At 40.2% G+C, this 12,282-nt stretch carries 16 protein-coding genes; 7 read left to right on the plus strand and 9 right to left on the minus strand.

Features of this window, described 5'->3' with window-relative positions; genetic code table 11:
* Positions 1–355 precede the first annotated feature (355 nt).
* The 4 genes from PHI74_05445 to PHI74_05460 all read left to right on the plus strand — a co-directional run bounded on the left by PHI74_05445 (position 356) and on the right by PHI74_05460 (position 2,609).
* A complete protein-coding gene (locus PHI74_05445; protein MDD5485447.1) occupies positions 356–706 on the plus strand; it encodes a methyltransferase in 351 nt (116 codons plus the stop codon).
* Between the two features lie 102 nt (positions 707–808).
* Complete coding sequence (locus tag PHI74_05450; GenBank protein MDD5485448.1) at positions 809–1,318, plus strand: isoprenylcysteine carboxylmethyltransferase family protein; 510 nt, start codon at positions 809–811, stop codon at positions 1,316–1,318.
* 166 nt (positions 1,319–1,484) lie between these two features.
* Complete coding sequence (locus PHI74_05455) at positions 1,485–2,012, plus strand: isoprenylcysteine carboxylmethyltransferase family protein (protein MDD5485449.1); 528 nt, start codon at positions 1,485–1,487, stop codon at positions 2,010–2,012.
* A 186-nt stretch (positions 2,013–2,198) separates the two neighbouring features.
* Positions 2,199–2,609, plus strand: a complete 411-nt coding sequence (locus tag PHI74_05460) for a nucleoside 2-deoxyribosyltransferase (GenBank protein ID MDD5485450.1) — start codon at positions 2,199–2,201, stop codon at positions 2,607–2,609.
* A gap of 53 nt (positions 2,610–2,662) precedes the next feature.
* Here the strand turns inward: PHI74_05460 and PHI74_05465 are convergent, their stop codons facing one another.
* A complete protein-coding gene (locus PHI74_05465; GenBank protein ID MDD5485451.1) occupies positions 2,663–3,061 on the minus strand; it encodes a hypothetical protein in 399 nt (132 codons plus the stop codon).
* 139 nt (positions 3,062–3,200) lie between these two features.
* On the opposite strand from PHI74_05465, the gene PHI74_05470 reads away from it, so the two are divergent.
* Both PHI74_05470 and PHI74_05475 read left to right on the plus strand, forming a co-directional pair.
* Positions 3,201–3,803, plus strand: coding sequence for a PH domain-containing protein (locus tag PHI74_05470; protein MDD5485452.1), 603 nt, complete (start codon positions 3,201–3,203; stop codon positions 3,801–3,803).
* A 233-nt stretch (positions 3,804–4,036) separates the two neighbouring features.
* A complete protein-coding gene (locus PHI74_05475; protein ID MDD5485453.1) occupies positions 4,037–5,005 on the plus strand; it encodes an adenylate/guanylate cyclase domain-containing protein in 969 nt (322 codons plus the stop codon).
* Between the two features lie 175 nt (positions 5,006–5,180).
* Here the strand turns inward: PHI74_05475 and rmuC are convergent, their stop codons facing one another.
* The 4 genes from rmuC to PHI74_05495 all read right to left on the minus strand — a co-directional run bounded on the left by rmuC (position 5,181) and on the right by PHI74_05495 (position 8,779).
* Complete coding sequence (gene rmuC, locus PHI74_05480; protein MDD5485454.1) at positions 5,181–6,062, minus strand: DNA recombination protein RmuC; 882 nt, start codon at positions 6,060–6,062, stop codon at positions 5,181–5,183.
* A gap of 276 nt (positions 6,063–6,338) precedes the next feature.
* Positions 6,339–6,839, minus strand: coding sequence for a hypothetical protein (locus tag PHI74_05485; GenBank protein ID MDD5485455.1), 501 nt, complete (start codon positions 6,837–6,839; stop codon positions 6,339–6,341).
* Positions 6,840–7,096: 257 nt separating this feature from the next.
* The gene (locus PHI74_05490; GenBank protein ID MDD5485456.1) at positions 7,097–7,888 is read right to left on the minus strand and encodes a hypothetical protein; all 792 of its coding nucleotides are present in this window, start codon (positions 7,886–7,888) and stop codon (positions 7,097–7,099) included.
* Between the two features lie 357 nt (positions 7,889–8,245).
* The gene (locus PHI74_05495) at positions 8,246–8,779 is read right to left on the minus strand and encodes a hypothetical protein (protein MDD5485457.1); all 534 of its coding nucleotides are present in this window, start codon (positions 8,777–8,779) and stop codon (positions 8,246–8,248) included.
* Positions 8,780–9,053: 274 nt separating this feature from the next.
* Here PHI74_05495 and PHI74_05500 point away from each other — a divergent pair, with 274 nt between their 5' ends.
* A complete protein-coding gene (locus PHI74_05500) occupies positions 9,054–9,368 on the plus strand; it encodes a DUF1622 domain-containing protein (GenBank protein ID MDD5485458.1) in 315 nt (104 codons plus the stop codon).
* 5 nt (positions 9,369–9,373) lie between these two features.
* On the opposite strand, the gene asd is transcribed toward PHI74_05500, so the two are convergent.
* Genes asd through PHI74_05520 form a run of 4 tightly spaced genes read right to left on the minus strand, consistent with a single transcriptional unit; the run spans position 9,374 to position 12,265 of the window.
* Entirely contained in the window at positions 9,374–10,399 is a 1,026-nt protein-coding gene (asd, locus tag PHI74_05505) for an aspartate-semialdehyde dehydrogenase (GenBank protein MDD5485459.1), read from the minus strand.
* A 36-nt stretch (positions 10,400–10,435) separates the two neighbouring features.
* Positions 10,436–11,200, minus strand: a complete 765-nt coding sequence (gene dapB, locus PHI74_05510; protein MDD5485460.1) for a 4-hydroxy-tetrahydrodipicolinate reductase — start codon at positions 11,198–11,200, stop codon at positions 10,436–10,438.
* A complete protein-coding gene (gene dapA, locus PHI74_05515; protein MDD5485461.1) occupies positions 11,197–12,069 on the minus strand; it encodes a 4-hydroxy-tetrahydrodipicolinate synthase in 873 nt (290 codons plus the stop codon). Before dapA ends, dapB begins: the two co-directional genes overlap by 4 nt.
* A complete protein-coding gene (locus tag PHI74_05520) occupies positions 12,062–12,265 on the minus strand; it encodes a 30S ribosomal protein S17e (GenBank protein MDD5485462.1) in 204 nt (67 codons plus the stop codon). Before PHI74_05520 ends, dapA begins: the two co-directional genes overlap by 8 nt.
* Positions 12,266–12,282 lie beyond the last annotated feature (17 nt).

Below are 12,282 nucleotides of genomic sequence, written 5' to 3' on the forward strand. Positions count from 1 at the left end.
TACTTGTTCGAGTACATGGGAGCCCTTGAGTTCCCTGTTATTGCCAAGCCGTATCAATACAATAAACTTAATATACCTATCGTAGACACTTACATCCATCCCCTGTTGTTGGTCTTCTGCTATCACTTAGGGGATACTTACTTTTTATAAGAGTTTGCATTAAGCTAGATTTGAGAGGGAAGGTTTTCTACAGAGCCGTAAAATGAGTCTTTTACACACCCTTTCACACATTATTTTAACTGTTTTAATAATCTCTCAAATTATTTTGACTTTTTTTCTGTATAACCAAGCTGGCACAGAAGTTATCAGAAATATCGGCTGGATAATTCTATTCATATCAGCTATTTTTGGTTAGTTGCCCATCTTTGAACTTCGCAGAAAGGGCGGAGTGCAGAAAGGCCAAAGTTTTGTTAAGACAACGGTTTTTGTCGATAGTGGAATCTATGCCATCGTTCGACATCCCCAATTTTTAGGCGGGATATTCCTTGGTCTTGCACTAATTCTTATTGCCCAAAATTGGTTAGTGACGTTCATTGGCATTCCAGTTATGATTATTTTCTATTTAGGGATAGTAGAAGGAGACGAATCCGGGATTGAGAAATTTGGTGATGTTTATAAAAGCTATATGCAAAAGGTTCCAAGAGCAAACTTCTTGCTCGGCATCATACGAGCGCTCCGACATAACGTAAAGGCTAAGAAATTGTAGAGGGACAAGATAAGAATGTCGCTCATACCTGTCTTTGAAATTGGTTTATGGAACGCTTGGATTTTAATGCTTTATGCAATATCTTACAATGTGTTGCCTTATATGTTGTCTTCAAGGCGGATAATCGATGAGAATGTCATTAAAAAAGCCCTTCAACCTGACATAGGCCTTACTAAGCCTCAGAAAAAACTCTCGTTTATCATAAACGTTACCTTTTTTATTCCAATTATTTACAGCGTCTTCTTGCCGCTTAAACCGGGCACAGCCTGGTTCTACGTTGGGTTAACCATTTATTTGCTGGGCGTGATTATCGGGACCATAGCAGCATTCAATTTTTTTAGCACCCCTGTAGACGAGTTGGTCATTAAAGGGGCTTACAGAATTTCAAGAAACCCTATGTATCTCAGCATGTTCTTGATATTCGTCGGCACAGGCATAGCATGTGTTTCTTGGATATTTCTGCTATTGGCGATTGCATTCTTAATCCTGTCACATATTCTCGTAAATTCTGAAGAAAGCTTTTGTCTCCAGAAGTATGGGAACGCATACAGAGAATACATGAACACAACACCACGATGGGTAGGAATGCCAAAATCAGGAGAGAAGCGATGATTTCGATCATCCTCACATTCATCAGATAAACGAGATTTTAAAATCTCTTGCCTTGAAAATGAAAAAATGAGCATGGGCGAGTCATAAAAAAAAGTATATAAACACAAAAGTACGTAACCCATAAACATAAAGTGACTTAAGTTGTCATCAATCGATTTGAAAGGTGGTGATTTCAATTTCAAATGGTTTAGGCTCTGAACACCCACTTTGCGATAAAATTCAATTAATAATGATAATTTTGTTTTTTGTCGTATGGGGAACAGATACCATAAGTTTCTTTACCTTCGGATATTCCACAGTTTTAGTTGGATTAATTTCGTTACCCATGCTAATACTTCCAGCAAGTGTTTTTTTGGGTTTGAGCTTATACCTTATATCAAAATCACATAATGTAGTTTTGGGTGGAACAAAGGATAACCAGCAACTCCTCGATTCGGGTGTTTATGCGTGGGTTCGACATCCCATGTATCTCGGAACACTACTGTTTTGTCTGGGTTTCTTTTTCCTAAGCCCTTCATTAATCTCACTCGGAATTTGGATGGCGTTCTTTATCATATATGATAAGATGGCAACATATGAAGAAAACGACCTAGTAAAAATACTTGGTAAAGATTATGAATCCTATCAGAACCGAGTGTCTAAATGGCTTCCAATTATGCGAATACGCTCAAAACAATCAATGAAATATGATTAGATTGATGGGAATTAAATTGAAACCTGATCAGATCAAGTCAATACAATAGAAATTAATTGAAAAAAAAATTCTATAGTGCGGTTTTAACTCCAAATAATAGAAAGGAAAAAGTGCTTTTAATCGGGTTTAAATGCACTATCAATCAGGGCAAGTTTTTTTAAGTAAAGCCTTTTTCTATATCATGCTATGAAGATTTATTTTGCAGGTTCAATTAGAGGGGGGCGAGAGGATGCGGAGCTATATCTTCAGATAATTGAACATCTAAAAAAATATGGCGAAGTTCTTACAGAACATGTGGGAGATAAAAATCTTGCACTTTTAGGTGAGGATGGCGTCGAAGACGATTATATCCATAAGCGGGACCTTGAGTGGTTTCTACAATCCAATGTTGTGGTTGCTGAAGTTACTACGCCCTCTTTAGGGGTGGGTTATGAAATCGGGAGAGCCGTGGAAAATCAAAAAAGAGTTCTTTGTTTGTACCGCCCCCAAGATAGAAAAAGGCTTTCTGCCATGATTGCAGGTTCTCCTGGTGTAACAAATGCGGAATATAAAACGCTTGACGATGCCAAAAAAATAATCGATGATTTCTTTGAATAAAAACTTGCACCTGCTTCACACTATTCTTAACTTAAGCGACAATTACAATCCAGTCAAAATGCATTGCCGAACACCTTATCCAACATTCTAGTCACATTGACCTTAGTTTGAATGCTGGCCGTGGCAGCCACAACTCTACCATTCTTGAAGTATATGGTGAATGGCAATCCCATGAAAGATTTACACTCAGGCAATTTTTTAATAAAAACTGCAGCTGTTATGTCAAAATCCAGATCGCGGAATGCAACATGGGTGTACACTTTCTCCAACTCCTCCATGATACGGTAAACAGGAGTGCACATCGCCCCCATTCTCCCACAACAAATCATGACGTTTTCATTGTTTTCCAGGACTTCTTTGATATCTTGTTCTGTTTCGAGGTGTTTCAAATTTGTACTCAACATCTTAACTTCTCCTTCTTTGAATCTATTATAAATTATATTGTTCAACATCTACCATAAAGCTTTTAAACCCTTATCACATCCAGTTTTTACGCTTTTATACTTGGCTAAAATGATGGGGTAATGATTATTTAAAACATAAAAGATAAGTATAGACTGAATTAATAAATACGAAACTAAAAGTGAGACCATGCAGGCAGTCCTTAACACAAAGGTCGGTGAAGAATTTAGGCCAGCCCAGCAATTTAAAAGTCTTTATTACATTTATTTGATGCTCGGAACCCTTTTCGGTATTTTACCCTGGTGCATCCCAGTGGTTTACTTTGCAGGGAGGACGGCTCCATTTTTAGTTACTTTTTTCGTTTTAGTGCCTCTTCTGGCTCTTTTGATTTTCGTAGCCTATTGGATCCCAAAATACTACGATACGATGCTTTACAAACTTACCGAAAATGAAATGGTTTGGAGAAGAGGGGTATGGTTCAAAAATACCGGGATTGTGCCTTATAACAGGATAACCAATATCGACATCGCTCAGGGTCCCATATCAAGAATGCTTAGGATAGCATCCCTCAAAATCCAAACCGCCGGCTATTCTGCTCCATCCGGTGGGACGGCTGAGATAAAGATAGAGGGTGTGGAGCAGTTTGAGGAATTAAGAGAGCTGATAATGGGGTTTGTCAGAGGCAAAAAACCAGTGGCAGTAGAAACTTATGAAGAAGAGGACATCAACTCGAAAATTCTTGATGAGTTGGTTAAGATCAGAAAATCGCTGGAAAAATCTTCAGAAAAATGATCGGCTCCGTCTTCGACCTTTATAAATTTCTAATCTCATTCTTGATCAGGTGAAATATTCCGAAGATAAAAATTCTGGCGAGTTAGGAGATGATTGGGTAGTAAGATAAAAAAAATGATTGGGTAGTAAGATAAAATAAGAATCTTTTTGAGGGATTTGCATATGATTAGTTAGACGACATCATAATATGATTTAAATACTGTATTAACAATTATCATAAATAGGACGTTAAAATGCATCGCCAATTTAGAGAATATTTAGACACAGCAGAAGGTCACTCAGAATTCATAATAGTTGTATTTGTGGATATAAGGGGATTTTCTGCATTTAGTAAAAGACATGAGTCTCCTGATACTGCAATGTATATCAAGAGAGTTTATAAGCGACTTATTGATGATTATTTTAATACGGCATCATTCTACAAGTCCACAGGTGATGGTTTGCTAATTACAATCCCTTATAAAGAAACAACACTTAAAGAAGTGGCCTCCGATACCATAAAATCTTGTCTAAGATGTTATGAAGAATTTGCACATATTTGTGCTGACGATCCTATGATTAACTTTGATGTACCTAGCAGAATTGGCATAGGAATTTCTCGTGGAACTGCTTGTTGTCTTAAATCCAATGACCGTATTTTAGATTACACAGGACACATTTTGAACATGGCTTCTAGACTTACGGGTCTTGCAAGACCTGCTGGAATTGTTATTGATGGCGATTTCAAAATAGAGGATCTTTTTGATGTTGAAGATCAGGAACTTTTTGAGAAGAGAGAAGCATTTCTTAGAAGTATTTCTGAAGAAAGTCCGAAAACTGTTTATGTAATGAAAGATGTTGTCGATATTCCACCTGAATATTTGCAACCGTTAAGACGTGATAAATGGGATTCAATTGAACAAGAGAAGACTATAAAACAATGGAAAAAATATTCACCGCGTTATTTTATTACCTTAGAAAATTATTTAAGACGACCTAATGCAATTGAAGTGACTTTGATATATCCTCCAAATATTGGGGGAAAAATTGATTCTAGCATTGTTAAATATCATAATTTCAAATATTTTGAATATAGAGAAAAAGCAGGTCAACCAGAAGTTCTTATTTATATAGATAAAATGATAGAATATCTGAAGTCTGAAGCTATTTCGCAAAATAGAAAAGTTAGATTAAGAATAAAATATGTCCCTAAGATCGTCTAATAAAAACCCTCTCAAAATGCGGTCTAAAAAAACTTATCTGGATTCGTGCCCTCGGCACGATACCTAAATTCCTCGCCCCCTCACAGCCAGATAAGACTTGTCTTATAACCTTCTTATCATTAGATTTCCTTTTTTATATCTTCTGCCATCTTTCATATTTCCAAAACTACCTAACTTAATCTTCCTCACCCATCTTCGAGACTCTTTCAAACTCATCTCTTAGTTTGTTATAGGCATAATCCAATTCTTCTGCCTTGGTTTCCAAATTTTTAAAGTGAGTTCTGTAAAAAATGCGCCACACCTCATCGACCTCTCCGAACCGCTGCGATAGCCTGAGGAGATTATCTCTCACTTTTTCTGCATCTTCTGAAAGTTTCTTTGCATGAACGCCGGCCTTTATGAGTTCGATTTTATGGGAAAGAGTCAGCGGCGATACCACCTGAACACCTCTCTTGGTATACTCCCGCAGCATATCAAACGCCTCATTTACCAGGAAATAGTAGATTCCCTCAGAGGGTATGTAGGCAAAAGCAAACTCTGCAGAACCTTTTTCCGGGCACACATAATCGCAGGCTATCTTGTCGAGATGACCTTGTGTATCCCTTATAAATTGTTTTTTGAAAGCCTCCTTTTCTTTGACATCCTCTGCATCCAACATCTTTCCAAAGTTATACAAAGGAAACTTGGAGTCTATGCAGATGATCCCAACCGTTGACCTTATGTATGCGTCTGGAGTCTTCCCGTCAAGGGTTCGCTTTCTTATGCCGTACATGTCCGGGGGAAGCTGGTCTGAAAGCATCGTCTCCAGGGAGAGCTCTCCGAAAGATGATCTTTCTGTGGGCACCCGAAGCATTTGCTCAAAGGATTTATAACTGTCTCTGATGTCCTTTGCATGGCTTTCCACTGCGCCTATTTTTTCATCTAAACCCAGTTTTATCCAAGTGCCTGAGACGGCAGCCTCAATATCCTTCGGTTCAACTTTTTTGCTTTTCAAGGTCAAGAAAATCAGTAAAACTAAAAGAATCAAGATAATTGCAAGTAAAATTTCTATCATCATTTTCTACCCCACCACCATTATTATTTATTTTATTTCTTTTGCCTTTATACGAATTTTACAATTTGGACACTCAAGATATTTGTATCCGCCTGTAAAGGTTATCCAGTGAGGACTGATAAGATCAGTAAAGAAAGATATCTTGAATTTTTCCTTACATTTCGGGCACTGATATTTTGTATTTTTTGAATGCCATAATACGAGAGCAGGTAACCCTATCACGATTAATAAGATCAGGACGGGTATTGGTGACATAATCATCAATTGGATACGGGGGATTTAAACTTCTGCAAAAAGAATAAGGTAGTTATGTCCGCTTTCTTTTGCACATTTCGGACAGTAAGCATAGTGGACATAATATTTTTCAGCTTTTTTTCCTTTGACTGCCAGATATTCGTCCATTTGTTTTATGTATTTCGGAATTGCGTTATAGGGACCCTCAAAAACTCTGCTTAAAAATGTTCCGGAAATCGTTACATTGTTTGCATCTGGGACGGTTCCTGTAACAGACAAATACAATTCCGATTTGAAAGGACTCGGATCGGCAAATAATATCAAAGCATCCTCTTTTTTGAGCGGAGCCGTATTTGATTCCTCTGCCATTTTCCACATTTTTGTTATTTTTTTCCCTATCATCGGGGGGAAAGGAATATGGAATAACGTAGGGATGGACTCTTTTATAAAGAGCTTGTTTTTCCAACTGAACATTTTTTTGTCCCATCTTTCAGGATCGAATTCAGGGCAGCATTCCTGGTCTTCTTCAGGCATATTATTTATCATCCTTTTAATTAACCTGCCATATAAAAGCGTTTTGGAAAATCTTTTTTCTTTATATTATTAAGTAACCCAAAGGAGGAACGAATCGCTTAACTGTTATAATGCGCCCCGAACGGAACGAAGTGGAATTAGAGTGCAATGTGGTCAAGGGAGCCGAAGCATCCGCCCCAAAGCCGCCATTTAATAATCTTATGTTTAAACTCATATCCCTTACATAATTGTTTTTGTTTATTGATTGTACTTTTATCTGATTTATCATTTTAAAATCTAACATTATAGTTTTTTCCTAACCTTCCTATCAACTCCCTTAATGTATAGTGTGTATCTACTATAGTAAAAGGAAATATATCCTCCCCGCATTTACTGCATTTTCTGAAATCATCGCTTAATCCTTCGCACCTAGAACAAGGTGTTTTTATCTCCCATTCCCTTAATGACCTTGGATATGTTGATTTTATGTTTGGGTCAGGATAAGCTACTTGAAAGATAAAACCAAGCCTCATCGCTGCTATAATTTGCCAATTTAGCTCCTCTCTGTTATACTTTATTAGTTCTTTACTAGATTTCACTTCAATAAGGGCCGGTGGCAATGGTCCCTTATCATATACATAGATTACCAAGAAATCAACCTTTGTTTGGGGGGCTTTTCGCTTTTTCTCATTCTTTTCCCAAATGTAATGTAAATTGGGAATAATATCGTACAATGGAATACACTCAAACCAAGGCGGAGGTTCTTCAAATTTAGCTCCCCCAAATTCACATAATTCTGCGTCGAGAAAAACAGTTTGTGCCTTCATGCAAGCATAGTAAAAAAGAGCTTCATAAAGAAAACCCTTGATTCTATTAAAATCTGCCGCAGGTGTATCTTTATATTCTTCTTTTAATATAGCCCATTCTTCTATGAGAGAATCTGGAATACTTTCAAATTTCATTCTATACTCATCATAATTAAGATAATCAATTAGTGATGTTTCTATCCTTAAGCGAGAGAGAAGTCTTCTTTTTGTTTCATCAACTATTCCCCAAAAGTTCTGTTCTTTTTTATATTTCATCATAACATCACTAACATTGATGATTTATAAGACCTCTTTTTCCAGTGGTGAAGGAACGAAATGTCATATAACATCGCGATTAACAGGAGTTCGCCCTCGGCGAATTTGAGGAAATTTCGCAGGAATTTCCCTGTTAATTGCTGTTAGGCGTCCTGAACGAAGTGAAAGCCCGCAGGGCGTGGCAAAATTTCTGAAAGAAATTTTGAGTTGCGAAGCGGCGCGTTGTTTTTATTTTTAACTATTATCGCTTAAAAATCTTAATATTCACCAACTTGAAAGCTTATTAGTTAGTCCACGAATAGAAATTGCCTATAAAGGCATGTGGAAACAGCCACGATTTTTTTGATTGCTTTAAGATTAAGGAAGGTAACCTAATAAAGACCTAAAAAAATCCACAAATGGCCTCCCATAAACTGCAGAATAAAATAATGTGAACAGAAAAATGGTTATTAAAATAATCGCGATTATTCTGGCATTTAAAAGCCATTTTCTCTCTACCTTAAAATTCCAAAGAGCATTTAATAATATTAACAAACCTGCGCCAACAACTATTACCAGTGCAGTGTATTCATGAGGTGTGGACGGATTATAAGGCGTGAGGAAGAAAATAAATGAAGCGATAATAGTCAAAATTAAACCACCATATAAAATAGCTTTATCCAAACTTTTTTCTTGCCTTGCAAAAATCTGGTATATTCCTGTAAAAAGAGTGGGTAAGAGCCAGATCATGTAAGGAGGAAGTAAATAATAAAATATAGTCCTAGTGAAAAATAGGATTGTGCCCCAGTATAATCCATCTGATTTGACTCCCATTAAAAATGGGAGTCCAATAGCCCACAATAAGCATAAGAGCCCAAGAATTTTTCTTTTTAAATCAAGATTGTTTTTCATGTTAGCTTAGTTATTTAAATAAATCATAAAAGTTTCTTTTTTAAAGCGCCGCCGAGCAATTACGCTTAACAACTATTAATCGCAATAAATATTCTTTTAACAGTACTAATCAGGGTCAAAAGCGGAATTTTATAGGCTCTTTTTAGACAGTAAAAATTTTTCATCAGAAAGTTGACCTAGGAATTAAAACTCAGTGAATGAAGTCGGCTGAAAAACTAACTTTATCCCAGCCGAAGCATAAATAAACTTAAATATCGTCTCCTAACAAAAAGAGATGGAGGATAGTATGGTGTTTTACGATCTTGCCGCTCCAGCCTTTCTTACAATCGCATTTATACTGGAGCTGTTGGGAATTATCGTAATCTGCTGGGGGGTCGTAGTCTGCACGCTGAAGCTGATCAGAGGCTGTCCATCGTTTAGCAATGAATTAGCAAGCTATCTGATGTTATCGTTGGATTACATGCTCGGAGCCGAAATCATAAGGACCGTCGTCGCCAGAACCATCGAGGAGCTGACCATAGTGGGCACGATCATAGTTCTGAGGGGCGCCCTCGGATACATCATCCGCCAAGAGGTTCGTCAAGAATAGGCTAATTAAATCATCTTCTTCTTCGCGAGGAGCTCTGCATTCAGCACAGATGCGCCTGCAGCTCCCCGGATCGTGTTGTGCCCCATGGCGATATACCTTATGCCCTCTCTGATCCTGCCGACCGAAACGCTCATGCCATTACCTGCATCTCTGTCCAACCTTGGTTGGGGTCTATCTTCTGCATCATGCACGATGATCGATTTTTCCGGCGCGGTAGGAAGCCCTTTCACCTCATCACATCTGAATTCCAGAAATACTTCCCTGACCTCCTCCGGCGTTGGGTCTTCTCTCATTATAGCCCATATTGCCTCGGTATGCCCGTCTATCACAGGAACCCTGTGACAACTTGCGCTTATTGAGAAGCCCGCATTTTCCACTTTAGAGCCGTCAAATGTGCCCAAGATCTTCTGGGCCTCGCTTTCCACCTTCCCCTCTTCGTCCCCTATGTAAGGAATGACGTTATCGAGGATTGCCATTGACGCCACACCCTCATAACCGGCACCAGAGACGGCCTGCATGGTTGCAACGTACAAACGCTCTATGTCGAAGCGCATCAAAGGTCCAAGCGTGATTGCCATCATAATGGTCGTGCAGTTTGGATTGTTGACTATGCACCCCTCCCAATTGCGATTATCCCTTTGTATTTCTATCAAGCCCAGATGATCCGGGTTGACCTCGGGTATAATGAGGGGTACGTCGCATTCCATTCTGTAGGCGCTGGCATTGCTCGCTACCACGAACCCTTCTTCTGCAAATTTGGGCTCCACCTCTTTCGCAATGGAGGCTGGCAGCGCTGAGAACACGATGTCTGCGTCCACTTCTTCCGGAGAGGTCGGCAAAACCTCCAGGTCTTTTACACTGTCGGGTAGTGGTATACCCAGCCGCCACCTTGCCACTTCGCCGTATTTTTTGCCTACGCTCCTCTCGGATGCGGTCAGTGATGTCAACTCAAACCACGGGTGGTCTGCCAATAACTGGACGAACCGCTGGCCCACTGCTCCGGTTGCACCGAGTATTCCTGCTTTGATCATGCTTAAATCACACCTTCCAGGTAAATATTAAGTCTGCTATATCCCGAGGACATCCTCCATCGAATGTATTCCCTTCTTCGAATTGACGACCCACCTTATTGCTCGGAGGACTCCAGAAGCAAACGCCTGCCTGCTATGCGCTCTGTGTATGATCTCCATCCTTTCGCCGTCTCCGGCAAACAGGACCAGATGGTCTCCCACGATATCTCCGCCTCGAACTGCATGGACTCCGATTTCGTCCTCTCTTGGACAAAGTCCCTCTCGCCCATATATTATTTTTTTCCCGCCCAGGGCATCGCTTATTATCTTTGCTGCACGCGTTGCAGTGCCACTGGGTGCATCTTTTTTTTGCCGATGATGAGCCTCGACGATCTCGACATCATAGCCCTCTAGATGCTTGGCCGCTTCCCCTATCATCTTCCAAAACACGTTCACACCAACAGAAAAATTGGGAGATATGACCGCTGCTACCTTCTCATCGATAGCTCTTTCCATTTGGGCTTGTTGCCGAGGTGTGAATCCAGTCGTACCTATGACCAAATTCACGCCATGCTCGGCCGCAAATATCGCATTCTCCACTGCTCCGCTCGCGGTGGTGAAGTCAACCAGTACATCTGGATTTTTTTTCGTGAGCATTTCACCGACATCTTTTGCATCTGAAACTTTCACTCCTCCCATATCTGAGCCCACGCCCCTCACGTCAAACGCTGCCACGAGTTCCATGTCCCCCTCTTGCAGAACGTTCTGTGCTATCAAGGAGCCCATACGTCCGCAGGCGCCAGTAACGGCGACTTTGATCATAATATCACCAGTGACTCCAATACGCTCCTTAGATTTGTCGCATTCTTTTCACTCAGTGTGTAGAGTGGGGGGCGAAGTTTGCCTGCCGCTAAGCCCCGCCAGCCCATTGCAGTCTTAATTGGAATCGGATTCGTCTCCAGGAAAAGGGCGCGGAATAAAGGCGATAGGATGTAATGCAGCTCTCTGGCTCTGTCCAGCCTGCCGTCCAGAAACGCAGTTACCATGTCGCTCACTTGCCTCGGAATGATGTTGGCTGCAACTGACACCACTCCCTTGCCGCCCAACGCCATAATTGGTAACGTTAATGCATCATCTCCAGAGAGCACGACGAAGTCCAGATCACGCGTTAACTCGATTATCTTGGAAACCTGGTTAATATCGCCGCTAGCCTCCTTGATTCCGACGATGTTCTCCACTTTTGCAAGTTCGGCCACGACATCCGCACTCATGTTCTTGCTCGTCCTAGATGGAACATTATACAGTATGATCGGAATGTCACATTTTTCTGCAACCGTCTTATAATGCGTGATTAAGCCTGCATCGGTCGGCTTATTGTAGTAGGGCGTGATCAGCATAGCAGCATCTGCACCGGCATCTGATGCATATTTTGTGAGTTCAATCGCCTCTTTCGTATTATTCGAACCGGTTCCAGGGATGACTGGAACTCTGGATGCATCTATGGCAACATCGATGATCTTCTTCTGCTCTTGATGCGAGAGCGTGGCCGCCTCCCCGGTACATCCGGCAGGAACTATCCCAGACACTCCATTCTCGATGGCAAAATTGATGTTCGAGCGCAAACCGTCTTCATCCACTTTGTCATCTTTAGTGAATGGTGTGATAAGAGCCGGAAAGATCCCTTCAAACATTTTTCCCCCCTCCTTTCTTAGGTTTTAATTGGGTGGTTATATATCCTGCGATCCTATTTCTGATCGCCGTGCTTTTGATGTCCGTATGCTCATATACGTGCTTCTTGTTCTCGTCGAAATCCGCTACAAACACATCTGGATACATTTTTATCAGTTTGTTTCCGACACTTTTGACGTATGTTGGTTTAACACCCATTCTCTCTCATCCTTCAT

This window comes from Methanocellales archaeon (assembly GCA_028715985.1).
Lineage (GTDB): Archaea > Halobacteriota > UBA148 > UBA148 > UBA148 > UBA148.